Genomic DNA, 25272 nt, shown 5'->3' on the forward strand with positions numbered 1-25272 from the left:
GGTTTGAACCCAGTTGGAGGGGTTGCTGTTATCTTTTCTGGAGTCTCTTGCTTGTCCGGTCTAGTTGAATCTTCTTTTAAATTCTCAACGCCGGAATCCTGGCTATTCTCAGAAACCGCTTTAGTTGTAGCCTTGAATCTTGGCTTGAACCCTGTTGGAGGGGTGGGTACTTTCTGACCTTCGACCTCCTGCATTTTATCAACTGGAGCATTTGATTCGACTTTTTTTATAGAGACTGTTTCAATTTCATCAAGAATATATTGTCTTCTAAGTTTATTAAACCAAAATTTTTTGGAATGGTCGAAGCTCTTTTGACCCATGAGCATATAATCTCTATTGAACTCGCTATATAGTTCAGGTTGTGCTTTTTGCAAAGCCTCTAGGTCTATTTTCTTTTTTGTAAAAAACTCTGCAAACGTAAGCATATTACAAATGTAATCAATCGCAAATAAAAAAAGAGGGATATTTAGACATGCCCCAAAATGTATCCACTTTTTTGGGGTCAGTCCATATTACCCTCTTTTGATTTCACAATAATTTATGAGTATTAATCCATATTATGGTATACTGCTTGAACGTCATCGTCCTCCTCAATCTTATCAATCAATTTCAATACCTCGGCTGCTTGTTCCTCTGATAAGGTTGAGTGTGATAAAGAAATGCGTTCTAATTTTGCAGAACTTACTTCAATGCCTTTTTCTTCTAAAAGACGCTGCATATTTCCGAAATCTTCAAAGGAAGTTTGAACAACTACAATATCATTCCCTTCTTCATCTGCTTCAAGGTAAAGTTCTTCTAAACCACCATCGATCAATTCTAATTCTAACTCTTCAACATCTAATTCATCGGCTGCGGGAAATCTGAAAATTGATTTTCTTTGAAAAATGAAATCCAGTGAGCCGGTCTTTCCTAGAGAACCACCTGATTTTGTAAAATAACTTCTAATATTTGCGACGGTTCTGTTGGTGTTATCTGTAGCGGTTTCAATAAGCACGGGGACCCCATGAGGACCATAACCTTCATAAACATATTCTTCGTAGCCTTTAGAATCTTTTTCAGAAGCTCGTTTAATAGCCGCCTCAACTCTGTCCTTTGGCATGTTTACTGCTTTTGCGTTTTGAATAGCTGTACGCAAACGGGAGTTATTCTCGGGATGAGGACCTCCTTCTTTTACTGATATTGCAATTTCTTTACCAAGGCGCGTAAACTGAATAGCCATTTTGGCCCAGCGCTTAAATTTTCTTTCTTTTCTAAATTCGAAGGCTCTACCCATTTTATTTTAGTTTTATTGTAAGATTATCCAGCATATCCTTGGTCATTGCTGCAAGATCAAAAGTTGGTTTCCAGCCCCAATCTTGTTTTGCTTGTTCATCATCGATGCTTTTAGGCCATGAATCTGCAATTGTCTGACGTGGATCATTGCTTGAATAAGAGATTTCAAAATTAGGTAGAATTTTTTTAATTTCTTCAGCAATTTGTTTTGGTGTGAAGGATATTCCTGCTAAATTATAACTTGAATGTATTGTTATTGTTTCTTTTGGAGCGTCCATAAGTTCAATTGTTCCCCTAACAGCATCATCCATGTATAACATTGGCAAGGCAGTGTCCTCGCTTAAAAAAGAGGTGTATTTCCCATTTCTGATAGCTTCAAAAAAGATATGAACTGCATAATCAGTTGTTCCACCTCCTGGTTCCGTTCTCCAGGATACAATTCCAGGATAGCGTATACTTCGAATATCCAAATCGTATTTACTTTGATAGTATTCTACTAGTCGTTCACCTGCTAATTTACTGATTCCATAGATGCTATTGGGATCCATGATGCAATATTGAGGTGTGTTGATTTTTGGCGAGTGTGGTCCAAATACTGCAATTGAACTTGGCCAAAATATTTTTTTCACACCCAATTCAACGGCTAAATCAAGAACATTTAACAATCCATTCATATTTAGGTCCCATGCCTTTTGAGGATATTGTTCTCCTGTTGCTGAAAGCATTGCCGCGAGTAAATAAATTTGAGTTGGTTTATATCTTAGGAATAATTCTTTAATAGAATCTTTATCCAATACATTTAGGGTTTCAAAAATTTCTCCATTACCAATTTCACTTGGTGGTCTTATATCTGAAGTAATTACATTTTCTCTACCAAATTTTGTTCTTAGCGCTGCAGCTAATTCGGAGCCAATTTGACCATTGGCACCGATCATCAAAATGACCTCTTTCATTGGTGCAAAGATAGTTTTGTTTAAAAAGATAATGTCAAGAACAATATGCTTTGACAAGTGCGAAATTAAGCATTAAATGCTTGTAAATAATGTATGTTTGGTAATTTGTGCAATCGAATGATTTGATTTTTTTTCGAAAACTTCTCATTGTAAGGTGTTTTGGATTTCAATAGTTTAAAAAAATGTCGAAGAAATAACATTCTCTTATATAGAGACTATATTGATATATTGTCAATATAAAATGAGTTATGCTGAATGAATTTCATTAATTATTCAATATTGTTGAATATTGTTTTGAAATACTCTTAATGTATTGATAATCACAGAAAATTAATCCTTTAGATTCGACATTATTTAGTAAGTTTGTTGATTATTCATATTAGATAAAATCTATAGTTATTAACAATTAAAAGCAAATATTAAACTATGAAAGTTGCAGTAGTTGGCGCGACAGGTCTTGTCGGGTCGGAGATGTTGACAGTATTGGCGGAGCGTAATTTCCCAGTAACAGAGTTAATTCCAGTAGCCTCCCTGAGAAGTAAGGGTAAGGAAATCGACTTTATGGGTAAAAAGTATAAGGTAGTAACGCCCACTGAAGCTATTGCACTCAAACCTGATGTTGCTTTGTTTTCTGCAGGTGGATCAACCTCTACAGAATTTGCACCTTTATTTGCTCAAGCTGGTATCACCGTTATTGATAACTCTTCAGCGTGGCGCATGGATCCGAATAAGAAATTAGTGGTTCCTGAAGTTAACGGGGATGTTTTGGGCGCAGATGATAAAATCATTGCCAATCCGAATTGTTCTACAATTCAAATGGTCGTTGTTCTAAAACCTCTACACGAAAAGTACAAAATTAAACGTGTCGTAGTTTCTACCTATCAATCAGTAACTGGAACCGGCGTGAAGGCTGTTGAACAATTGATGAATGAAAGACAAGGAATAGAGGGCGAAAAGGCCTATCCTTATCAAATCGATTTAAACGTAATACCACAGATTGATGTCTTCTTGGAAAATGGGTATACCAAAGAAGAAATGAAGATGATTTTGGAAACGAATAAAATTATGGATGATAATTCTATAAAGGTTACCGCAACCACTGTTCGTATTCCTGTTGTTGGGGGACACTCAGAGTCTGTAAATATAGAATTCGAAAATGAGTTTGATGTAGCGGAAGTTCGCTCTCTTCTCTCGGCTCAAAAAGGAATTATTGTAGTGGATAACCCAGCTAAATTAGAATATCCTATGCCTAAGGATGCCCATGGAAAAGATGAAGTTTTTGTGGGACGTATCCGTCGTGATGAAACGCAAGGGAAAACCCTAAATCTTTGGATTGTTGCTGACAACTTACGTAAAGGGGCTGCAACTAATGCTGTTCAAGTTGCAGAATTATTAAAAGAAAAGGGATTAATTTAATTGGTACTCTAAATAATATTTTAACCTCTCTGAATAACTTTCGGGGAGGTTTTTTGCTTCTTAGTTATATTGAGTTTTGATATAATCGTGATAAAACCCAGCTCTTGGCTGTAATCACTCTAGTAGCATGACTTGGTCATTAAGGTAGACAGGTAGGTGAGGGGAGTTTGATTTTGTTCTGCCTTAATATTTTGCATATAAAACAAAAAAGGATAGCAATCGCTATCCTTTTTTTATGATTTATTTTGCGGATTATCTAACCGGAGTAAATAGGTAAGTGTTGTCGAAAAATGTCGTTCCATTAACACCTGTGGTGATATAGCCTTTTCCATCAATTGAAAAACCTATCGCTTTTTCTCGTGCAGAAGGTAATGCTTCGCTGTCGTCAGTCCATGTTTTTGCGGATGCATCATATTTCCATACCGCAGAAGATAAACCAGATACGGTACGTCCACTTACTACATAACCATTGTTGCCAATTGTAAAAGCTGATGCATTAAATCTTCTTGCATCATAAGTATCTGTTTTAAGAGATTGTTCTTCTTTCCATGTGGTTCCATCAAATGAATAGAAATCATCTGAAGGAGTTCCGTTTGAGATACCTCCTCCTACATAAGCTACATTATTAATGACAAAAGCAAATGCGAAACCTTTCTTGTCAGTGAATGAAGTAGGGACATTCGTCCATGTATTTGAGGACGGGTTGTATTTGTAGAAATCACTGAAAGTTTTATCAGTAGAAGTTGTTCCTAAACCAACATATGCGTTATCCCCTATGGTAAAAGCAACCGCTCCAAAACGAGCCTCGCCAGGGAAATCAGCAATTTTAGTCCATGTATTCTGAGAAGGATTGAATTTATAGAAATCTTTCAATGCGGATTGTGAATCCCCTTCACCACCATATCCTAATCCTACATAACCATTTCCGCCAACGGAGAATCCTACGGCACTGTGTCTTGCAGATCCTTCGAAAGGAGCCTTCTCAAGCCATGTGGTTCCATCAAAGGAATACGTGTCATTTAAAACTTCGTTTGTTTTAAGGTATCCACCAATCAGATAGGCAACATCACCTATCGTGAAGGTCGCTGCTCCATTACGTGGCTCATCTTTAAACACGGTAGATTTATCCCATTCTGTTGGACCTGTGGGTGTCTCTTCTGTACCTTCATCTTTTTTGCAGGAGTTAAAGGAAGTAATTGCTAAGGCACCTACTAAAAGTAGTACAAGCCAATTTCTCTTCTTCATAAATTATTTAAATTTTGTATATACGATATTTAATTTAACTTTCGGTTTATTGTTATGCGCGGCTATAATACTAGTGCTCGCCTTGTTGAATAATTCAGATGGTGAAAGGGATAAAAATAGCGATTTATCCTCTTGTCCAATTTCGTTAATCCTTTTGATGTATTCAATTAAGTTAAATACATACTTACCATTTTTACCGGTATTGTTTCCTAAATAATAAGTCCCGATTTGAATCTCTGTGGGGTTAAAAGGAATACTTACGAATGTCGTTGGTATATTTTCATCACCAACTAATAATATTGGAGTAGGTGAGGGCTGAAACATCCCAAGATGTGAATTGGATATTTCAATTTCTAATTCAGCTTTGTTAATTGCTATTTCTGGTTGTTGTATAAACTCTTTCAGGGCAGGAAAGGATATTTTAGCGGCAACTCCAGTTCCAGACTGGATATAACTTACACCATTTGTTGCAGAGCTGCTAATTTCTTTTGATGTACTTAAAGCCTGAAAAGGTGTTCCTGTGCGGTCCGTTTGATAATGATTGTATTGGTAGGTTTTTTCCGCCATTACTAATGATTTGGATCCTCTTTTCTTTAAACCGTCATTACCCATGTAAGAATAATTTAATTTAAGTTCCAATGTATCCGAAAAACCAACCATGGCTGTATTGGACTCCTCAGCAACCAAAGTCAAACCTTTAAAATATTCTTGAAAATTTTCAGCTGAATTAAATGCAATATCAGAATTTTTAATTTTATTGAAAAATTCCTTTCCTAGAGCATCATTAAAACGTATCGAAACAGAATCTTTTTTATTCATATGAGGAAGGAAACGAACGGAACCCAATGCCACCTCTTCATAATTGAATTTTTGATTACCAAAAATGGCGGCTCCTGTTACATACCAAGGATTGGTTCCCCCTGTTTTTGAATTATCAATTGTTTTAGTCTCTAAAGTTTGCGTTAAACGATGAGCAGAGATGGTTTGAAACTTGGTTGTATCTCCGTATGTATATCTTGCATTATTTGGTCTTAGTACGAGGTTGATGGAGTCGAAGACTGCAGTAGCAGGTAATTCACCAGTGATACTCGCTGGATTCAAACGGAAAGACGAAGATGATTGAATACTTCCAATTAATGACTGGTTAACCTTTCCAACTAATAATGTTCCAAATCCTGAGGTTGGGATATTTGGCATTTGAACAGTAGTAACCAGTGCCGATAATGTATCATCAGTTGTCACATTTAGGTTATCAATGTTTTCGTTATCTAACGAGATTGCCATATCCTTATCGCAACTCGATATTAATAAAGAGGCGCCTAAGCTAAAGGAAGCAATGAAAATAAATCGTAAATTCTTAATCATAAAGTTACTAGTCTTGCAAAAATAGGAAAGTATCTTTCTTAAAACTGTTATATTCTGTTAAAACCCTTAGCCTTGAGAATAAAAAAGTTCCAATAAGTGACTTTCATGCAGATCCTTAAAAATACAAAGCCTATCTTAGCTTATGTGTCTAACGTATTAATAAGCTAAAATGCGACAATATAGCCTGAGAATTGTTAATCAGTGTTATATTTTGTTAAAAGCATCTATTTTTCTATGCGGAGCAAATCTACTAATTTAAATTTGTTTTAGTTATGTTAAAAAAGTATAAAATATTGATGCTGGCTATTGTGCTAACTGCTACTGGATTTATTCTGGTCTTGAGTTTTTGGCTTTATGGCAGCTATCAAGGTAAAAAACAATTTTTCCTAACGATCAGTGAACATGAATTGTTTAATGTGATGCAAGACTTTTATAATGAACAGCTCATTCAAAAGGAAAGTCAAAATCAACGATATAACAGAATTGAAAAGTTTACAGAACTCCTACAAGAAAAATACCCAAATGTTAATAGAGATACAGTCAACAAAATGCTGGATAAACAGGCCCTTCGATATAAGGACGAGTTTACTAAAAACTCTTTGATCGATAGTTCACGTACTAAGCAGAAAATGAGCCGTCATTTCATCTCTACTTTTGTATTTAAAAGTATCACATGGAATAAACAGGTTGTTGATTCTTTGCAGGCTAGGTTAGTTGTTGAACTCAAAGAGAGAAATATGTACACCCCGTTTGAGGTTAATATTGTGAAGCTCCCTCATGAGAATGATCGAGATAGGAGCTTTTATCATCAACGTTATAAAGAAAATAAAACCAGGGCAATAATGATTGATCCTAAGGAGGACTTGTATTTGGAAGTTGATTTTAAAGACCCGGTGCTTTATCTTCTAAAATCTATAGGTTGGCAAATTTTAGCCTCACTTTTGTTAGTCTGTACCCTTATTGGAACTTTTTTAAGCTTGTTGTCTACCATTAAAAAACAAAATCAACTGGCTAATCTGAGAAAATCCTTTGTTAATAATATGACCCATGAATTGAAAACACCTGTTTCTACCGTTATGGCCGCGATTGAATCCATCCAACGATATGGGGCGCAAGACAATAAGGAACGGATGGACAGGTATCTCTCCATTTCAAGGCAGGAACTGGAGCATCTTTCTGATATGATAGAGCGGGTATTACAAGTTGATGTTGCAGAAACTAACGGTATTAAATTGGAGAAAGCTTGGTTTGATTTGAATCAAACTATTCGGGAATGTGCTGAAAATGCACAATTGTTTTCCAAGAAAAAGGTCCAATTAAATTTGCAATTAATGCAATCAGAAGCTTTGATTTTTGCAGATCAGTCCCATATAAAAAATGTGATTAGTAATTTACTCGATAATGCGCTTAAATATTCTTTGGAAGAGGTGAAAATAAAAATTCAGATCAAAGAAGTCAATTTAGGTTATCAAATTGCGATCAGTGATAATGGTCTTGGGATTCCGGATTCCTATCAAAAAGGGGTTTTCGATCTATTTTTCAGAGTTCCTTCAGGAAATATCCATGATGTCAAAGGGTTTGGTTTAGGGCTTGCTTATGTGAAGCAAATTATTACGCAGCATGAAGGAACAATCAGCCTTAAGAGTGCGCTAGGAGAAGGCAGTACATTTATGGTTTTTTTACCAAAACAGACGATATGATAAATATACTGTACGTAGAAGACGAGGAAAGTTTAGCGATGATCGTATCGGATAGCTTAGAGGCACATGGGTTTACGGTACATCATGTACTCAATGGACAACAAGCGTTAGTTTTTCATCATAAATATAACCCTGATATCATTATATTGGACGTGATGTTGCCGTTAATGGATGGATTTACAGTAGCCAAGGAAATTCGAAAAATAGATGTTCTCACGCCCATCATTTTTCTTACGGCGATGACCCAAACGGAGGATCTCGTTAAAGGATTTAAACTAGGCGGAAATGATTACATCCGAAAACCGTTTAAAATAGAAGAACTCATTGTTCGGATTGATGCCGCATTAAAAAAGGGGGGACTTGAGGTCTCTGCTCCTAAATTAATTATCGGAGAATTCACGTTGGATTCGGGTAAACAAGTTTTGAGTATTAACGGATACAATGAAAAGCTTTCCTATCGCGAATCCGAACTACTCAAAAGATTAATTCAGAGCAAAGATAAAGTTCTACCAAGAGATGAAATTATTAGGACATATTGGAGCAATGACACTTATTTTACAGGACGTAGTTTGGATGTTTTTATTAGCAGAATACGTAAATACCTCTCCCAAGATGAGCGAATTAAGATAAATAATATTCGTGGTTTAGGGTATATGTTAACATTGGATGAATCCATTGAAAAAAACGAACAATAGGGATGAAAGCATTGATAATTGTTGATCTCCAGAATGATTTCTTGCCAGGAGGATCATTAGAAGTCTCTAAGGGTGATGAAATTATTCCCCTTATTAATCAAATTCAAAAGGAATATGATTTAGTCGTGGCTACCCAAGACTGGCACCCCATTAATCATCAAAGTTTTGCTAGTCAACATAAAGAATCTTCGGTTTTTCAAACAATCGATTTAGATGGGTTGGACCAAGTTCTATGGCCAGATCATTGTATACAAGGCACTTTTGGAGCAGAGTTTACCAAAGCATTAGATAGTCGTCGCATTGAGGCGATTTTCAGAAAAGGAATGGAAGAGCGTGTGGATAGTTACAGTGGATTTTTTGATAATGGGAAAAGAAAAGATATCGGTCTTTCCGCTTATCTGAGGTCAAAAAATATTGATGAAGTTCATGTTTGCGGATTGGCTGCTGACTTTTGTGTGTTTTACACAGCGATGGATTCTTTGTCCGAAAATTTTAAAACGAGTATTATAACCAAAGCGACAAAAGCCATTGATAAAGGCGTTTTTATAGAGAAGAAGAATATTTTCCTTCAACATGGCGGGAGCCTAATTTAGATTATTGCCGGTGCCTTCTGCCTCTGGAACTATCTGTTGATGATTCATTTCCTCCCCTTGAGCCAAAACTTCTTAAGTTGTAGCTAAAGCTTAATAAGAAATACCTGTTAAGCGTGTTTGATTGGATGTCAGCTATGGAGGTTGTGTTCACTCTTCGGTTGATATTGGTTGCATTATTCAATATGTCAAAAGCCTTTATTTCGATAGATGCATTTCTTTTTTTCAAAATCTTATAACCCAAAGATGCATTTAATAGGGTTGTTGATATTCCTGGGGAATTCAAAATTCCACCATTGAAAATGTAAGACAGATCATACTTGAGCACCATGTTCTTCAAAAATTCTAAATTTAAGGAGTTGCTTAAACGATGGTCAGTCACTCGATAATGCTCTACTTCTGCCGTTGGGTTGTTGTTTAATTTCATGTTGATGTTGTAGTTTAGTCCAATGATAATCTTTCGACTAAAATTTGTAAAGACACCCACATGCTGATGAAATCCATACTCAATACTTGGTGTTAGCTCTTCATTCAATAAGGCAAAGTTTTTGTTATAATACAAATTGTTGTTTAGGTTTAGGTTAAATCCTAATTGTTTTAGTGGCAAGCCATAATGGTTATTGACCCTTAATTCATACACGCCATCAATGTTTTCGGGCACAGTATATTGACCGCCAGCCCCTAAAATGATCTCATCAAAAAGTTGAATGGTCGAATCTGTTGTCAATGTTGAGTTGATGATTTTATTGTTGATGTAGGCAAAGTTTATGCTACTTGTTAAAGTTCTCGCATTTTCCCGATTTACATCTCGGTACTGAAGTCGAAGACTATGTCGGTATTCTTGCTTTAGATTTGGATTTCCATTCCTGATGAAAAGCTCATTGGAGTTGTCTATATAGTCTTGTAATTGTTCAATAGAGGGGGTATTGGTTGCTGTATTGTAATTAAATTCCAGGTTTATTTCTTTCGTAAAGAAATAAACGGTCGTAAAATCTGGTAAAAAACTGCCAAAATTTGCAGTAGTTTTTAGGTCATAAGGTACAGTCCTGTCATTAATTCTTATACCTTTTTCATAATTTATTCCAATTTGCACTCTGAATGTATCCCGCTTGTTGTAACCATACGATATTCCAGTGTTGTGATGGCTGAAGTCGTTTTCAAATTCATTCGAGAGTCGGTCGTTTAATTCTTCGTATTGACCTGTTTCTGCAAGGAATTCAAGTGTTTTTCGGTCTGAATAATTATTGGTTGTTCGGTAACCGTAGTTCGCCTGTAGTCTGGAATATCGTGAGATGGATTGTGAATAGGAAATTCGGCTGTTTAAACCGGATCCATATCCAATGGTTACACTTTCCCGATCATTGGTGTCAATCCTGTTTAAGACCGCATCTCTATAGTATTCATTATAAGCTAACGTCTTCGCAAGGGCATCGTTATTGCTTTTGTTACCATCGATATGTACGGATATGGATTTGCCAGATCCTTTGAAACGATGCATATAGGTAAGCGATCCTCCAATGTTTAAATTGCTATTATTATTTATGCTGTTCCGGTCTGTCTGATTTAGTAGGTCTTTGGCTTCCCCTTTTTTCATGCTGCTGGTTGAATTGTTCTGGCGATCCGAGGAATTAAATGACAGATTAGGTTCGATATCCAACTTGTTCATACTATCGATATCCCACTTTAAACGGCTTCTAAAATTATGTTCATTATTGCCATTAGTTGAAAGTTGATGTTGATTTTGAAATTGATTTGCCCTATTGCCGGTAATAAATTCAATGTCAGAGAGCGTATTGGTAAAAGTGGAAGAATTTCTGAAGTTATAGTTTCCGTTTAGTTCAAGTTTTTTATTTAAGAAGGTATTGGTATAATTCGCTGCTACAGCATATGTGTCAGACAGACCGCGTTCCGTGTTGCTGTTGCCTCTTCGTGAGCGTCCTCTTCCCTGTTCGGCAAAATTAGTTTCGTTGATGTTATTGGCCATCAAATTAATAGAAATTTTTTGATCGCCATTAAAAGAGTTTATACCCGAATGGAGTGAAAATTTATCTGAATCACCTTTCCCGGCATTCAATTTGCCAAAATAGCCTTTTCTTTTGTCTGGTTTGGTGACAATATTGATTACTTTATTCCTTTTTCCATCATCAAACCCTGAAAATTTAGCCTGTTCGCTTTTCTCATCAATTATTTGAAGTTTATCAATCATATCTGCCGGAAGTGACCTGAGGGCTACCCTTGGATCAGTGCTAAAGAATTCCTTACCGTCCACTAAAATCCGGTTCACTTTTTCTCCATGAGCAGAAACGTTTCCCTCTTCGTCAATAGCTACCCCAGGGACTTGAGCTACCATCTCATCTGCATCGGCATATTCACTGGTAGCGAAATTGCGCGCATTGAATTCAATGGTGTCCCCTTTTACCGCGACATCGGGAGAGCCAACTATTGAGATCTCCTCTAGCATAATCTCTGCGGGTTCCAGTGCGAAATTTATTTGCTGGACTTTATCTCGCACTTCTATGGTTTGAGAAAATTTCTTATAACCAATGGAGGAGCTACTTAGTATGTATTGCCCGTTACTAACTTTATTAAAATTATATTCTCCGAGGTGGTTTGTTTTAGAGCGATGAATTGTTGAATCTTTGGTGTTTAGTAACTGAACTGTAACCTCTTCAATCGCATGGTTTTTTGTTTTATGAGAAATTAATCCGTTTATTTTTACCTGTGCTTGTACTATATGGATTGCACATAACAATAATAGAGAGAGGACCAAAAACGGTTTCATGGTTGGTATAATTAATTGATTGTCCAATATTATTGTTTTTTACTGATAGCCATATGATAATCACAAAAAAGATACATTTGTGCACTGTAATTGAAAATGGATATATTTGTTGTGGCAAACAATAAATGAAAGAAACAACAGTAAGTAGAAAAGAGAAGATTGTGCAAACTGCTTTGCAGTTATTTGCAATCAATGGATTTTTAGATACCTCCACTAAAGAAATTTCGGCCCAAGCTGGGGTTTCAGAGGCTTTAATATTCAAGCATTTTGGGAATAAGGATGCTCTGTTGGCACATATCGTGAAATCAGGCTATCGAAGGGTTCTATTGCACCATAAGGGAATGATGACCTACCGTGGAGCGAAGGACTTTTTACGTAAAATGGTCCTCTTGCCTAGTCAACTTGTTGCTGAGGAACCGCTGTTCTGGAAATTACAAGAGCGTTTGTCTCATCATAATTTTTCCAAAGCCCAGCATGAACAATTTATAAAACCGGTGACAACAATTGTTTTAAAAGCTTTTAAAGAGCTTGGATATGAAAACCCGGATCTTGAAACTCAATTTTTATTGTTGATTATCGATATGCTTTGGAAGAAGGAAGCGTGTGGAGAAATAGAAAATGCTGAAGATTTGGCCAGGTTGATCGAGCATAAATACGATCTAATGTGATGCGTTTTTTTGCATGATTTAAAAAAAAAGCGCAAAAATATTTTATTTAACAACCTAAAATACCGAATTTCGTTTTCAAACTAATTTGTGATGAGCATAAAAAAAATATTTAGTGTAGGATTATTAAGTCTGTTGTTTTCAACGGCAATTTTTGCACAGAAGAAACCTGATTTTATTCCATTTATCAACCAACAACATGATTGGGTTGATTCTATATTCAATCGTCTTACCCCAAAAGAAAGAATTGCCCAATTGTTTCTGGTTCGTGCGCATACGAACTTGGGGCAAAAATATATTGATTCGGTTCAACGAATCATAGAAACAGAACAGTTAGGGGGGTTGGTGGTTTTTCAAGGAGGACCGGTACGTCATGCACAGATGTTTAACAAATACCAAAAAGTTAGTAAGGTTCCCCTATTAATTACTTTTGATGGAGAGTGGGGACTAGGAATGCGCATGCCTGATTCTACCATTTCTTATCCTTATCAAATGACCTTAGGTGCAATTCAGAATGACAACCTTTTGTATGAAATGGGTCGTTCTGTTGCCAAAGATTTCAAAAGAATTGGCATGCACTTTAATTTTGCTCCGGTAGTTGATATCAACAACAACCCTAAGAATCCTGTTATTAACTTTAGATCATTTGGAGATAATAAGGTTAAGGTAACCAGCAAGGCAAAGGCGTATATGGAAGGTATGATTGATGGCGGAATATTGGCCTCATTGAAGCATTTTCCAGGACACGGTGACACGGATGTGGATTCACATCACGATCTCCCGCAATTGAACTTTGACAAAAAAAGATTAGATAGCCTTGAAATATATCCATTTGCACAATTGATCGCTGCAGGCGCCCCCTCTGTAATGGTTGCTCATATGAATATTCCTTCACTGGATCCAACACCAAATATTCCCTCTTCTATCTCTAAGAAGATTGTGACTGATATACTTCGTAAGGAATTAGGTTTTAAGGGACTTACTGTTACCGATGCCATGGATATGAATGGCGTTAAGAAAAACTTTCCTAATGGAGAGGCTGATGTAATGGCTATTGAGGCGGGACATGATTTATTGGAAATCTCTGAAAACAGTGCGAGAGCAATACGTTTGATTGAAAATGCTATCAAAACCGGAAGAATCTCTCGGACAGATCTTGATGCACGTGTTAAAAAAGTATTGGCCACAAAACTTTGGTTAGGGTTAGATAAATTACAACCCGTTAATACGGGAAATCTCTACCCCGATTTGAATGCGCCGAGCTCGCAAACTTTAGTCCAGAAATTGGCTGATGCCTCTATCACTGTTTTGAAATCGGACAAAGGTATTCAACATTTCAATGTAAAATCAGAAGTAGCTATTGTGAGTGTAGGTATAAATAAAAGTCAGGATTTTGAGAGGGGATTGGCCTCACAATTAAGTAATTACAAGCAATTTTTTGTCCTTGGAGACGAGGATGAAGAAACGTTGAAAGATGTATTGAAACAGGCACGCAAGCATAAGCAAATTGTTTTAGCTATACACGACAATCGGAGCAGACCACGGAGCGAACTTGCCTTCAATGAGTTTACAAAAACCTTTATCGATAAATTAGCGGGTAAAAGGACTATAAGTGTTTTGTTTACCAATCCATATGCTATGAATTCTGTCGATGTATTAAGAAGTTCAGCAATTGTTTTAGGCTATCAAAATGATTTCTTCATGCAGAAGGCTGCGATTAAAGTTTTAGTGAAGCAAATTAAAGCTACTGGTAGGTTGCCAGTTCGGATTTCAGAAGATTTTGAAAATGGAGATGGGATTTAAGATCTCCTAGAAATAATTAAATACTAAAACCAAGCGACAGCTTGGTTTTAGTATTTCTTGCCCCAATTATACGACTGTTGTGATTTAATTTTAGGAGCTTTTAGCGGAATTAAAGGCTTCATAGGCATGCTTGAGAGCAACTAAAAGTGAGCATCAGGAAATATTCCCCACTTTCCTATCTGTTTGATAAAAGAAAACCTATTTTTGCTATGTTATATTTACCATCATGGCACAAGAACAAATATCTATTTTTGACATGTTTAAGATTGGAATTGGTCCATCTAGTTCCCATACTTTAGGTCCTTGGCGTGCGGCACAACGTTTCGTTCAAGTCTTAAAGGATAGAGGTGTATTGGAAAGCGTTAATCAGGTCAATGTCCTTTTGTATGGTTCACTCGCTAAGACCGGTACAGGGCATGGAACAGACATCGCTGTGATCTTGGGGCTAAGTGGAGATGATCCGGTCACTTTTGATATTCATGATGTTCTGCCTAAGGTACAGCGGATAAAAGAAAATAAAGAGATAGATTTAGGAGCATTGCATAAAATACCTTTTTCATACGCTGAAAATTTATTATTTCTGTTTGATCAAAGTTTGTCTTTTCATCCCAATGCAGTTACGTTCCAGGCATTTTTGGACAATGGTACCGCAATTTCAGAAACGTATTATTCTATCGGAGGGGGTTTTGTGGTTCAAGAAAATGATTCTTCCGGGGCGCTCTCTGAAATTGACCTACCCTTTCCCATTGATACCGCACAACAGCTTATGGTCTCTTGTATGCGTACAGGACTTAAGATATCGGAACTTGTGTTAGAAAACGAATGTTCATGGCGGTCTGAGAGTGAAACTAGAGAAGGGGTTTTAAAAATTTTTGAAGTAATAAAGGAATGCATATATAAAGGGTGTCATACGGAAGGTGTTTTGCCTGGGGGCCTACATGTGGAGCGGCGAGCAGCAAAATTGAACAAGCGTATTCTGAAAGGCAGACCCTATATTGATTTTAATTCTTGGGTAGAGGCGATTCGTGAAGGAGGTAGGGATTTCGGATACATCTTGGATTGCGTAAGTTGTTTCGCTTTGGCAATAAATGAAGAAAACGCTTCCTTCGGTCGTGTGGTTACTGCGCCAACGAACGGTGCTGCAGGAGTTATTCCAGCCGTATTACAATATTATATCGTCTTCCATGATAGTTATAAGGAGGATAAGATTATTCAATTTCTTGCAACGGCATCCGAGATTGGGTCAATTTTTAAAAAGGGAGCAACTATTTCTGCTGCAATGGGTGGCTGTCAGGCGGAAATAGGAGTGTCGTCTGCTATGGCTGCTGGCGCTCTGACAGAATGTTTGGGTGGTTCACAACGACAAGTTTTGATGGCTGCTGAAATCGCTATGGAACACCACTTAGGATTAACATGTGATCCTATTGGTGGGTTAGTTCAAATTCCTTGCATAGAGAGAAATACTATGGGTGCTATTAAGGCTATTACCGCTGCTCAATTGGCTTTGCAGTCTAATCCCGATAAGGCGAAAGTTAGCTTGGATGCTGTGGTGAGCACAATGTGGGATACAGCGCAAGACATGAATGTGAAGTATAAAGAAACTGCTGACGGAGGATTAGCTATTAAAGTTCCATTGAGTTTACCAGAATGTTAATATGAGATATTGTGCTTTAGCTTCGGGGAGCAATGGAAATTGCTATTATATCGCAAAAGATGATACAGCCGTGTTAGTCGATGTCGGGATTAATAACAAACATGTTCATTTAAGGATGGATAGACTTGGAATCAATCCTTCGGGTATCACTGCTATATTTATAACCCATGAACATGTAGACCATATTCGAGGTTTAGCTGTTTTTTGTAAACGTTACCAAATTCCGGTTTATATGACCAAAGGATCTTATGAGGGTTCTAGATTGGATTTACCGAGACATTTAATTCATTTTATCGAGTCAAATTCTATGGTTCAGATTGGACCCCTGTGGATTTATGGCATTCCCAAATTTCATGATGCAAAGGATCCTTGTAGCTTTTTAGTTTCTGATGGAATTTATAATATTTCGGTACTAACGGATATAGGAAGAATTTGCAATAACGTAAGAAGAGCTATTCAGCTTGCTGATGTGCTGTTGTTGGAGTCGAATTTCGATGAAAATCTTCTCGAAAATGGAAGCTATCCTTATTATCTAAAAAACAGAATTAGAGGGGGAGCCGGACATCTTTCCAACAGACATTCTTTGGAGGCTTTATTGGAAAATAGGACTGAGCGTTTGAAGCATTTAATTCTTGGTCATCTTTCCTCAGAAAATAACAGTTTAAATTTAATTCAAAAAACGTTTATTCCCCATTGTACTAACATCAAATTTTCGATAGCAAACCGTGTTGAAAGCACAGAACTTTTTGAGTTGAATTCTCCTGAAGCTGAGTATATAATATCGGTTAAAAGCATTTGTTATCAATCTATTTCGACGGATGTTTATACCTCAAAATAATTAGAAATAAAGTATACTCTTAAACAAGTTTCATCTCTAAGAGTGCCGCCAGATTCATCTTTAGTTTTTCTTTTACGATTGTAATATCAACAGGATGGCCTAGTTCTTTTTCCATAGAGGTCACCTCTTTATCATCAATTCCGCAAGGAATAATGTTCCCGAAATAGCTTAAATCTGCATTCACATTGAACGCAAAACCATGCATGGTAACCCATCTTGAAGCTCTGACGCCCATAGCACAGATTTTTCTGGCCTTATCATTATCGGGGTCCAGCCAAACTCCTGTAAAACCTGGATATCTTCCTGCTTGAATCCCATATTCCGCTAAAGTTAAGATAACGGCTTCTTCCAATTTTCGTAAATACAAATGTATATCTGTAAAAAAATTATCTAAATCCAAAATGGGATAACCTACAATTTGACCTGGACCATGATAGGTAATATCACCACCTCTATTGATTTTATAAAATGTGGCATTTTTTTCTTTAAGACCCTTTTCATCCAATAACAGATACTCCATATGTCCACTTTTTCCTAGCGTATATACATGTGGATGTTCGGTGAATATCAGATGATTTGGAGTAGGGAAATGCGTCCCATTTACTCTGTTATCATGTTTGATTGCTAAGGATTTGGCAAAGATTTTTTCCTGTCTATCCCAAGCTTCTTGATAATCAAGTAATCCCCAATCGGCGAAGTGAACTTCTTTATTCTGCATGTTGTTTACTCCTTAATAAAGCAAATTGTTGTATGGATAACGTTCATTATGCATTTTTACAATAATTTGGTAAAGTTTTTCCTTAAATTCTTCTACATTTATTTTATCGGTTGCTGATATAAATATAGCAGGATCAGCATTCTTTGCCATCCAAGAATTTCTAAAATCATTCAATGTGATCTTAGTCTCTTCACCCTGCGCATCGACCTCTACGGGAGCTTTATATGCATCTATTTTATTGAAAACCGTAATAATAGGTTTATCAATCGCACCAATTTCTTCTAAAGTTTCATTTACAGCATGGATATGATCCTCGAAATAAGGATGGGAAATATCGACAACATGAATCAATACATCAGCCTCTCGAACCTCGTCTAAAGTTGATTTAAAGCTTTCCACTAAATTGTGCGGTAGTTTGCGTATAAAACCGACCGTATCTGAGAGTAAAAATGGTAGATTGTCTATGACGACTTTACGGACGGTTGTGTCTAGGGTAGCAAAGAGCTTGTTTTCAATCAAAACATCTGATTTTGAGATCATATTCATGATCGTCGATTTGCCCACATTGGTATAACCGACTAAGGCAACGCGTATCATCTCAGAGCGATTTTTTCGCTGAGTTTCGTTTTGTTTGTCGATGTTTCTTAAGCGTTCTTTAAGTAATGAAATTTTATTTAGAATCATTCGTCTATCACTCTCCATTTGACTCTCTCCTGGACCACGCATTCCAATACCACCTCGTTGTCTTTCTAGGTGAGTCCACATGCGTGTCAATCGAGGTAATAAGTATTGTAATTGAGCCAGTTCAACCTGATTCTTAGCCTGAGCAGTTTTTGCGTGATTTGCGAAAATGTCTAGAATAAGATTTGACCTATCCAACACTTTAATTTCGAAATACTTTTCAATATTTCTTAGTTGAGAAGGTGATAATTCGTCATCGAAGACGACCATGTCAATCTCTTCAGCCTTGATATACTCTTTTATTTCCTCCAATTTTCCACTCCCCACAAAGGTGGCTCGATCTGGGAAGGCGAGTTTCTGAGTGAATATCTTCTTTGTCACTCCGCCTGCTGTTGTGACTAAGAATTCCAGTTCTTCCAAATATTCTTTTGCCGTTTGATCTGAAACGCGAGGCGTAATAACGCTAACTAAAACAGCGGTTTCAGGTTTGACTTCAGTATCGTGTATTTTTATTCGTGCCATTTATTTGTTCTGATTTTTTCTTGAAAGAATCCAGTGTCTTTCAAGTTCTATTTGATATAGAAACAAGTTAACAAAGGTAAGGTTTTTACGAGATTTTATCCCATAAAATGGTGGGTGCCCCTTTGTGTAAATAATGTAATAATAATTGATGTTCCTGTTGTTGAAGATCAGGATCTTGATTGAAAATTTCTATGACCGAAGCTCTTGCTTGGCTTAGAAGGACCTGATCCTTTGCTAAATCAGCAATCTTCATCTCTAAAATACCTGATTGTTGGGTGCCAGAGATATCTCCTGGTCCCCGCAATTGAAGGTCAACTTCTGCGATTTCAAAACCATCGTTTGTTCTTACCATAGTCTCTAAACGAGTCCGTCCTTCTCTACTGAGTTTGTTTGATGACATTAGAATACAGAAGGATTGTTCTGCGCCGCGCCCAACTCGTCCTCGTAATTGATGTAATTGAGACAGCCCAAAGCGTTCAGCATTCTCAATAATCATCACGGAGGCATTTGGAACATTTACCCCCACCTCAATCACCGTTGTGGCAACCATGATTTGGGTTTCACCTTTTACGAATCGCTGCATTTCAAAATCTTTATCCTTTACCCGCATTTTTCCGTGAACTATACTTATTTGATAATCAGGTCTTGGGAATTCTTGTAATAGGCTCTCCAGACCTGCTTCCAGGTAGAGTAAATCCATTTTTTCACTTTCTTTAATCAACGGGTATACCAGGTAGACCTGTCTTCCTTTGGCAATTTCTTCCCTAATGAATCCAAAAACCCTTAAACGTTGGCTCTCAAAAAAATGGACCGTTTTAATGGGTTTACGACCTGCTGGTAATTCGTCAATGATAGATATATCTAAATCTCCATACATGGTCATGGCCAAGGTTCGGGGGATTGGAGTTGCGGTCATGACTAACATATGTGGAGGAATACTGTTTTTTCGCCATAGTCTAGCCCGTTGTTCTACACCGAATCTGTGCTGTTCGTCAATCACGACAAACCCAATATTTTTAAATTTTACCTTATCTTCTATAAGAGCATGCGTTCCAATTAGGATATCCAAAGTTCCCTCTTCAAGATTCTGATGAATCACTCTACGGGCTTTGGTTGTAGTTGAGCCAGTGAGCAGTTCTACTCGACAAATTTCATCGCCTAATAAAGTTTTCAGACTTTGATAATGTTGGATTGCCAAGATTTCAGTGGGAGCCATCATACAGGCCTGGAAACCGTTATCGATTGCAAGAAGCATACTCATTAGAGCTACAACGGTTTTTCCAGAACCTACATCTCCCTGAACAAGTCTATTCATTTGGGCTCCGGAATTGGTGTCAATTCTGATCTCTTTGACAACCCTTTTTTGGGCGTCAGTTAAGGGGAAAGGGAGTCTGTGCTGGAAGAATTTATTAAACTTTTCCCCAACTTGTCCAAACCGATGTCCCCTGTATTTTTTAGTGTTTAATTGTTTATTTCTTAATAATCGTAATTGGATAAAAAACAACTCTTCAAATTTTAGCCTTTTGATCGCAGATTTCATGAGGAGTTCATTCTCTGGAAAATGAATGTTGATAATCGCTTGCTTATAGGGCATCAAGGCATGTTTCTCCAAAAGATATGTTGGCATCGACTCCTGGATACTATTTATGATAGTTCCTAAAGCTGTCTGTTGAAGCTTTTGGATACCTTTGCTATCCAAATTAAACTTTTTAAGTTTTTCATTTGATGAGTAGACGGGTTGCATGGTCAAATTACCAATCTTTTTTTCTTGGCTTTGATAGTGTTCCATTTCGGGATGGGTAATTGAAATGGCACCATTAAATTCTGTTGGTTTTCCATATATGATATAAGGAGAACCTACTTTTAAGGTTTTTTTTATCCAGGACAAACTTTGAAACCAAACTAATTCTATTTGTCCTGTTTCATCCTTGAATTGACCTTTTATTCTTCTAGTACGTTTTTCACCAATTTCTTGCAGACTAACCAGTCTTCCCAAAACCTGAGCCCCTACCATATCTGCGTGTAGTTCTCTGATCTTGTGAAACTGAGTTCTATCAATATATCGGAAAGGGTAATAGTGTAAAAGATCACCAATAGTAAAGATTTGCAGATCCTTTTTGAGTATATCTGCTTTCTGAGGTCCTACACCTTTTAAGTATTCTATTGGAGTTATTATTGTTAATTCAGCCATGGGATAACCCTACTAAATTAATAAAAAATGATTTACTTACCCCTTTTCTGGATAATAGTATGTGATATTCATCGCTTTTTTTTTAAAAAAAATCTTAATTCAGCTTGGAATAGATCAGTTTTGGTTTTCCTTGAACGCACTCTATTCCGTCTGGAGGTAGAATTGCCATACAATCTGACTTTAAATTATATTTTATTTGGTATTCTTTTTCAGCGAGTGTGTAGGCTTCTACTAAATTCGTGAATAAGGCTGTATCTATCGTATGGGGATAGGCTATATAGCCCTGAGGTCCGCCACAAGCCTTGTGTCCGATTGCGGAGAAACTCCATTCATTCGGATTTATACAGGCTACAGTATCTACCATATCTTGAATTTCCGCTCGCAATTCATTCAGCTTTAACTTATCTGCATCTTGTAGATCAGAATTTGTTGATTTCTCACATGAGGAATTACCTAAAATCACTGCCGATAATATTAAAATGTAAACTTTCATAAGTCTTATTTTTGCATTTACAAATGGATATAACTTATAAACGAAATTTTTAGACAAAATGTGACAGTTGGGTTTTAGTCTAACAAAAAGAAGCAACGAATATTTTAGAATACTTATTGCTCCTTTTTGTTTCCAAAGAAATATTTTGATTATGATTTCCAGGCGATAACCGAAATTTCTACATTGACTTCTTTTGGTAAAGTTTTTACAGCAACACATTCTCTAGCAGGTTGATTCTCTTTAAAATAACTTGCATAAACTTCGTTCACTGTTGCAAAATAGTCCATACTACTTAAGAAAATGCTCGTCTTAACAACATCTTTGAATTCATATCCTGCATTTTTTAGAATGGCTTCAATGTTTTTTAATACCTGGTGGCTTTCATCAGCCACACCTGTGGTAATTAAATCCATACTACCTGGTATCAAAGGGATTTGTCCAGAAACATATAGCGTCTTGTCAGCTTTAATAGCTTGATTATATGGGCCGATTGCCGCTGGGGCTTTATCTGTGTTTAAAATTTCTTTTTCTGCCATGAGTTTTATTTTTTTTTATACGCTTTACTACTTTTAGCGACTAATATACGATTAGGGCCGTAAATTTTCAACATTTCAAAACAATAAGTATATTGGCTACATGAAACTGAAAACCGCCTTGAAAAATGGTCGAATTTTTACTGAATACGCCGTTTTAGATCAACACGTCTTATTAATTGAAGGGGATAAAATAGCAGGTATTGCTGAACAAGGAAATATCCCAAAGGATTTCGCTGAATTGGATGTTCAAGGAGCCAATATATGTCCTGGTTTAATTGATCTACAAATATACGGAACAGGAGACGACCTATTCTCGGCAAATTTGACGAAGGAATGTCTTTACAACATTGAAAATAATTTATTGAAACAGGGTTGTACTTCTTTTAACCTAACGCTCGCTACCAATACTTTGGAAGTATTTAAGGAAGCGATTGCTGTATTCAAACAAGCTGATCCAAAAGTAGCTTTGGGCTTACATCTTGAGGGGCCGTTTTTGAATGCTAAAAAAAGAGGTGCACATCCCCAAGAATTGATTTGTCAAGCGACCATTTCATTATTAGAGGATCTGCTTAAGGATCATCAGCAGGCCGTAACCATGATGACCGTGGCCCCGGAACTTTTAAGCAAGGAATGTTTAGCGTTTTTGAAAGAAGAAAAAATCTTAATTACGGCAGGACATAGTGATGCTACATTTGATCAAGCTACCGAAGCTTTTAATAATTCAGTTACTGCAGTAACCCATCTCTGGAATGCGATGTCAGCGTTACATCACCGCGAGGTAGGTTTACCAGGCGCAGCATTCAATCATGAACACGTATGTGCTTCCATTATTGTTGACGGAATTCATGTGGACTATCAGGCTGTTAAATTGAGCAAGGAATTGATGAAAGAGCGGTTATTTCTAATTACAGATGCTGTCGCAGCATGCTCTTCAGGAATTTATCAACATGTTTTCAAAGGTGATCACTACACCCTGACAGACGGAACGTTATCGGGTTCCGCCTTAACAATGTTGCAAGCAGTAGCTAATTGTGTTCATCAAGTGGGTTTAACTTTGGAGGAAAGCATTCGAATGGCTACTTTATATCCTGCTACCCTAATGAAAAGGAGTGATATTGGGGTTTTAAGAACGGGTTCACAAGCCAATGTTTTAATCTTTGATGAAGAATTTCAGGTTCAGCAGGTTGTTTTTCAAGGAAATTTTGTTTTTTAATATAAAGAATAGGTTACAATTAGATTAAAAGAGTATAAAAACCGTAGTTTTGAAGGCTATGATTGAGTATAAGATGATAAAAATTTTAAAGCTATGCTTTTTAACAATAATGGTTCTAAGCCTTGTAAATTGTGGTTCCCGAACAAAAAGAAATAAATCGGTTAAAACAGCCACAACGGGGGTTGTCGCAGAAACCAAAAATGACATACCCACCGCAACAGAGAAACTTCCTGAAAAGATCGTTGAGCCTAAAGAAAAGGAGCCGATAAAGAAAAAAGTTGAAATAACTGAATATAAAGTAAATTTACCTATTGTTCCACGTGAATTCCGTGCAGCTTGGGTGGCTACCGTGGCTAATATCAATTGGCCAAGTAAGAACAATTTAAGCACAGATCAACAGAAAAAGGAGGCTATATTTTTGTTGGATTTACTCAAGGAAAATAATTTTAATGCGGTCATCTTTCAAGCGCGTCCATCAGCGGATGCTTTATATGATTCTAAATTTGAGCCATGGTCTTACTTTTTAACGGGCCAAGCTGGCAAAGCCCCTTCACCATATTATGACCCTTTAGAGTTTTGGGTTCAAGAAGCTCATAAACGTGGACTTGAATTGCATGTTTGGTTAAATCCATATAGAGCTCATCATTCCTCTCAAGGGCCTGTTAGCAGTGAATCGATGGTCAAAAAGGCCTCAGATCATGTTGTGCGTTTAAGAAACGGGATGTACTGGTTTGATCCCGCAAGCCAGAAGACCCAGGATCATGCTTCTGAGGTTGTAAAGGACATCGTTAAAAGGTACGATATAGACGGTGTTCATTTCGATGATTATTTCTATCCATATGCCTCTTATAATGGTGGTGCCGATTTCCCAGATGGCGCTACCTGGGCCGCTTATAAAAAATCAGGTGGTCAGTTGAGTCGTCCAGACTGGAGAAGGGATCATGTCAATAAGTTTATTAAACGAATTTATTCTGAAATAAAAGCGGAGAAACCTTTTGTAAAATTTGGCTTAAGTCCTTTTGGGATTTGGAAACCAGGCTATCCGGCAGGGATAACCGGGTCTTCACAATATGATGAATTGTATGCAGATGCTAAATTATGGTTAAATGAGGGATGGATTGATTATTTTACTCCTCAATTGTATTGGCCAATTGATCCCCCAAGACAAAGCTTCACAACCCTATTGAAATGGTGGCAATCTGAAAACACACACAATCGTCACTTATGGCCAGGACTAAACACGGTTGAGGTTCGCGCTTCAAACAGGGCCACTGAAATTAACCGTCAGATTGAAGCAACACGAGAAATTATACCCAATAGTGTAGGAGCAGTTCATTGGAGCATTGCTGGATTAACGAAAAATCCGGTGCTCTTAAAAGGTCTTCACGAGGGTCCATATAAAAATATGGCCTTGGTTCCAAGATCACCCTGGTTGCCAGCTAACCCAATTCTCAAACCAACTTTATTACTGACAGATCAAGGCAGTAGTTTATTTGTTAAATGGTTGCATAAACAGCCCGAACAAATTTTCAAATGGGTTGCCTACGCACAATACGGTGAGGTTTGGGAGTTTAAGATACTTGAGGCTTCCCAATCCGAGATTAGTTTCCCTAAGAACAAGGACGGTAAGAAACTTAAGGCTGTGGCTCTGAAGCCGATTGACCGTTTGGGAAATGAAGGCGCATACGCCGCTCAGGCAGTGCAGTAGAACATGCTCATACTTGAGTCATTGTATAAGAAAGCTGGGAAGAAATATTCCCAGCTTTTTCTTTTTGACGCCCCTTAAAGATAATGTCTTAACAGTCAATTCTTATCTTTTAAATTATCTTGATTGAGATTATTACAAAGCCCATAAATCTCACCTTTTGTCACATAAATATTACTAAAATGTGTAATTTGTACACTAACGTATGCAACCGTTTGCATCATTAAAATGGCTC

The 25272-nt window shown here is 37.1% G+C and carries 21 protein-coding genes; 10 read left to right on the plus strand and 11 right to left on the minus strand.

The window, feature by feature from the left end:
- The 3 genes from AC6CHH_RS09660 to AC6CHH_RS09670 all read right to left on the minus strand — a co-directional run.
- The coding region (locus tag AC6CHH_RS09660; RefSeq protein WP_498282235.1) for a hypothetical protein at nt 1-425 on the minus strand (425 nt) is incomplete at its 3' end.
- Between the two features lie 122 nt (nt 426-547).
- Entirely contained in the window at nt 548-1273 is a 726-nt protein-coding gene (locus AC6CHH_RS09665; RefSeq protein WP_498282237.1) for a YebC/PmpR family DNA-binding transcriptional regulator, read from the minus strand.
- A gap of 1 nt (nt 1274) precedes the next feature.
- Entirely contained in the window at nt 1275-2225 is a 951-nt protein-coding gene (locus AC6CHH_RS09670) for an NAD-dependent epimerase/dehydratase family protein (RefSeq protein ID WP_498282239.1), read from the minus strand.
- A 426-nt stretch (nt 2226-2651) separates the two neighbouring features.
- On the opposite strand from AC6CHH_RS09670, the gene AC6CHH_RS09675 reads away from it, so the two are divergent.
- Nucleotides 2652-3641 (plus strand): aspartate-semialdehyde dehydrogenase, encoded by a 990-nt coding sequence (locus AC6CHH_RS09675; RefSeq protein WP_498282241.1) that lies wholly within the window; start codon nt 2652-2654, stop codon nt 3639-3641.
- 252 nt (nt 3642-3893) lie between these two features.
- On the opposite strand, the gene AC6CHH_RS09680 is transcribed toward AC6CHH_RS09675, so the two are convergent.
- Nucleotides 3894-4886: a Kelch repeat-containing protein gene (locus AC6CHH_RS09680; protein WP_498282243.1), complete on the minus strand. Its 993-nt coding sequence runs from the start codon at nt 4884-4886 to the stop codon at nt 3894-3896.
- A 3-nt stretch (nt 4887-4889) separates the two neighbouring features.
- Nucleotides 4890-6251, minus strand: a complete 1362-nt coding sequence (locus AC6CHH_RS09685; RefSeq protein WP_498282245.1) for a DUF4270 family protein — start codon at nt 6249-6251, stop codon at nt 4890-4892.
- Nucleotides 6252-6523: 272 nt separating this feature from the next.
- On the opposite strand from AC6CHH_RS09685, the gene AC6CHH_RS09690 reads away from it, so the two are divergent.
- The 3 genes from AC6CHH_RS09690 to pncA are packed head-to-tail and all read left to right on the plus strand — an operon-like array spanning nt 6524 to nt 9239.
- Nucleotides 6524-7951 (plus strand): sensor histidine kinase, encoded by a 1428-nt coding sequence (locus AC6CHH_RS09690; RefSeq protein WP_498282247.1) that lies wholly within the window; start codon nt 6524-6526, stop codon nt 7949-7951.
- Nucleotides 7948-8646: a response regulator transcription factor gene (locus tag AC6CHH_RS09695; protein ID WP_498282249.1), complete on the plus strand. Its 699-nt coding sequence runs from the start codon at nt 7948-7950 to the stop codon at nt 8644-8646. Before AC6CHH_RS09690 ends, AC6CHH_RS09695 begins: the two co-directional genes overlap by 4 nt.
- Before the next feature lie 2 nt (nt 8647-8648).
- Entirely contained in the window at nt 8649-9239 is a 591-nt protein-coding gene (pncA, locus tag AC6CHH_RS09700; RefSeq protein WP_498282251.1) for a bifunctional nicotinamidase/pyrazinamidase, read from the plus strand.
- Nucleotide 9240: 1 nt separating this feature from the next.
- Here pncA and AC6CHH_RS09705 read toward each other — a convergent pair whose 3' ends face one another.
- Nucleotides 9241-12018, minus strand: a complete 2778-nt coding sequence (locus AC6CHH_RS09705; protein WP_498282253.1) for an outer membrane beta-barrel protein — start codon at nt 12016-12018, stop codon at nt 9241-9243.
- 125 nt (nt 12019-12143) lie between these two features.
- On the opposite strand from AC6CHH_RS09705, the gene AC6CHH_RS09710 reads away from it, so the two are divergent.
- The 4 genes from AC6CHH_RS09710 to AC6CHH_RS09725 all read left to right on the plus strand — a co-directional run bounded on the left by AC6CHH_RS09710 (nt 12144) and on the right by AC6CHH_RS09725 (nt 16978).
- Complete coding sequence (locus tag AC6CHH_RS09710) at nt 12144-12686, plus strand: TetR/AcrR family transcriptional regulator (protein ID WP_498282255.1); 543 nt, start codon at nt 12144-12146, stop codon at nt 12684-12686.
- 90 nt (nt 12687-12776) lie between these two features.
- A complete protein-coding gene (locus AC6CHH_RS09715) occupies nt 12777-14486 on the plus strand; it encodes a glycoside hydrolase family 3 protein (RefSeq protein ID WP_498282257.1) in 1710 nt (569 codons plus the stop codon).
- 226 nt (nt 14487-14712) lie between these two features.
- Nucleotides 14713-16140, plus strand: a complete 1428-nt coding sequence (locus tag AC6CHH_RS09720; protein WP_498282259.1) for an L-serine ammonia-lyase — start codon at nt 14713-14715, stop codon at nt 16138-16140.
- A gap of 1 nt (nt 16141) precedes the next feature.
- Nucleotides 16142-16978: an MBL fold metallo-hydrolase gene (locus tag AC6CHH_RS09725; RefSeq protein WP_498282261.1), complete on the plus strand. Its 837-nt coding sequence runs from the start codon at nt 16142-16144 to the stop codon at nt 16976-16978.
- Between the two features lie 19 nt (nt 16979-16997).
- On the opposite strand, the gene lipB is transcribed toward AC6CHH_RS09725, so the two are convergent.
- The 5 genes from lipB to AC6CHH_RS09750 all read right to left on the minus strand — a co-directional run bounded on the left by lipB (nt 16998) and on the right by AC6CHH_RS09750 (nt 22119).
- Nucleotides 16998-17696 (minus strand): lipoyl(octanoyl) transferase LipB, encoded by a 699-nt coding sequence (gene lipB / locus AC6CHH_RS09730; RefSeq protein ID WP_498282263.1) that lies wholly within the window; start codon nt 17694-17696, stop codon nt 16998-17000.
- Between the two features lie 12 nt (nt 17697-17708).
- Complete coding sequence (gene hflX, locus AC6CHH_RS09735) at nt 17709-18899, minus strand: GTPase HflX (protein ID WP_498282265.1); 1191 nt, start codon at nt 18897-18899, stop codon at nt 17709-17711.
- A gap of 85 nt (nt 18900-18984) precedes the next feature.
- On the minus strand, nt 18985-21090 hold the full coding sequence (gene recG, locus AC6CHH_RS09740) for an ATP-dependent DNA helicase RecG (protein WP_498282267.1): 2106 nt from the start codon (nt 21088-21090) through the stop codon (nt 18985-18987).
- Between the two features lie 94 nt (nt 21091-21184).
- The gene (locus tag AC6CHH_RS09745) at nt 21185-21583 is read right to left on the minus strand and encodes a hypothetical protein (protein WP_498282269.1); all 399 of its coding nucleotides are present in this window, start codon (nt 21581-21583) and stop codon (nt 21185-21187) included.
- Nucleotides 21584-21732: 149 nt separating this feature from the next.
- Nucleotides 21733-22119 (minus strand): RidA family protein, encoded by a 387-nt coding sequence (locus AC6CHH_RS09750; protein WP_498282271.1) that lies wholly within the window; start codon nt 22117-22119, stop codon nt 21733-21735.
- Between the two features lie 100 nt (nt 22120-22219).
- On the opposite strand from AC6CHH_RS09750, the gene nagA reads away from it, so the two are divergent.
- Both nagA and AC6CHH_RS09760 read left to right on the plus strand, forming a co-directional pair.
- Nucleotides 22220-23332, plus strand: a complete 1113-nt coding sequence (nagA, locus tag AC6CHH_RS09755) for an N-acetylglucosamine-6-phosphate deacetylase (RefSeq protein ID WP_498282273.1) — start codon at nt 22220-22222, stop codon at nt 23330-23332.
- Between the two features lie 109 nt (nt 23333-23441).
- Nucleotides 23442-25040, plus strand: a complete 1599-nt coding sequence (locus tag AC6CHH_RS09760; protein ID WP_498282275.1) for a glycoside hydrolase family 10-like protein — start codon at nt 23442-23444, stop codon at nt 25038-25040.
- Nucleotides 25041-25272: the final 232 nt, after the last annotated feature.

The organism is Sphingobacterium sp. GQ94, assembly GCF_059758715.1.

Excerpts from the sequence above, each read along its gene's own strand:
- AC6CHH_RS09665 (WP_498282237.1), bottom strand. The coding sequence starts at position 1,273 with ATGGGTAGAGCCTTCGAATTTAGAAAAGAAAGAAAATTTAAGCGCTGG.
- AC6CHH_RS09670 (WP_498282239.1), bottom strand. The coding sequence starts at position 2,225 with ATGAAAGAGGTCATTTTGATGATCGGTGCCAATGGTCAAATTGGCTCC.
- AC6CHH_RS09675 (WP_498282241.1), top strand. The coding sequence starts at position 2,652 with ATGAAAGTTGCAGTAGTTGGCGCGACAGGTCTTGTCGGGTCGGAGATG.
- AC6CHH_RS09680 (WP_498282243.1), bottom strand. The coding sequence starts at position 4,886 with ATGAAGAAGAGAAATTGGCTTGTACTACTTTTAGTAGGTGCCTTAGCA.
- AC6CHH_RS09685 (WP_498282245.1), bottom strand. The coding sequence starts at position 6,251 with ATGATTAAGAATTTACGATTTATTTTCATTGCTTCCTTTAGCTTAGGC.
- AC6CHH_RS09690 (WP_498282247.1), top strand. The coding sequence starts at position 6,524 with ATGTTAAAAAAGTATAAAATATTGATGCTGGCTATTGTGCTAACTGCT.
- AC6CHH_RS09695 (WP_498282249.1), top strand. The coding sequence starts at position 7,948 with ATGATAAATATACTGTACGTAGAAGACGAGGAAAGTTTAGCGATGATC.
- pncA (WP_498282251.1), top strand. The coding sequence starts at position 8,649 with ATGAAAGCATTGATAATTGTTGATCTCCAGAATGATTTCTTGCCAGGA.
- AC6CHH_RS09705 (WP_498282253.1), bottom strand. The coding sequence starts at position 12,018 with ATGAAACCGTTTTTGGTCCTCTCTCTATTATTGTTATGTGCAATCCAT.
- AC6CHH_RS09710 (WP_498282255.1), top strand. The coding sequence starts at position 12,144 with ATGAAAGAAACAACAGTAAGTAGAAAAGAGAAGATTGTGCAAACTGCT.
- AC6CHH_RS09715 (WP_498282257.1), top strand. The coding sequence starts at position 12,777 with ATGAGCATAAAAAAAATATTTAGTGTAGGATTATTAAGTCTGTTGTTT.
- AC6CHH_RS09720 (WP_498282259.1), top strand. The coding sequence starts at position 14,713 with ATGGCACAAGAACAAATATCTATTTTTGACATGTTTAAGATTGGAATT.
- AC6CHH_RS09725 (WP_498282261.1), top strand. The coding sequence starts at position 16,142 with ATGAGATATTGTGCTTTAGCTTCGGGGAGCAATGGAAATTGCTATTAT.
- lipB (WP_498282263.1), bottom strand. The coding sequence starts at position 17,696 with ATGCAGAATAAAGAAGTTCACTTCGCCGATTGGGGATTACTTGATTAT.
- hflX (WP_498282265.1), bottom strand. The coding sequence starts at position 18,899 with ATGGCACGAATAAAAATACACGATACTGAAGTCAAACCTGAAACCGCT.
- recG (WP_498282267.1), bottom strand. The coding sequence starts at position 21,090 with ATGGCTGAATTAACAATAATAACTCCAATAGAATACTTAAAAGGTGTA.
- AC6CHH_RS09745 (WP_498282269.1), bottom strand. The coding sequence starts at position 21,583 with ATGAAAGTTTACATTTTAATATTATCGGCAGTGATTTTAGGTAATTCC.
- AC6CHH_RS09750 (WP_498282271.1), bottom strand. The coding sequence starts at position 22,119 with ATGGCAGAAAAAGAAATTTTAAACACAGATAAAGCCCCAGCGGCAATC.
- nagA (WP_498282273.1), top strand. The coding sequence starts at position 22,220 with ATGAAACTGAAAACCGCCTTGAAAAATGGTCGAATTTTTACTGAATAC.
- AC6CHH_RS09760 (WP_498282275.1), top strand. The coding sequence starts at position 23,442 with ATGGTTCTAAGCCTTGTAAATTGTGGTTCCCGAACAAAAAGAAATAAA.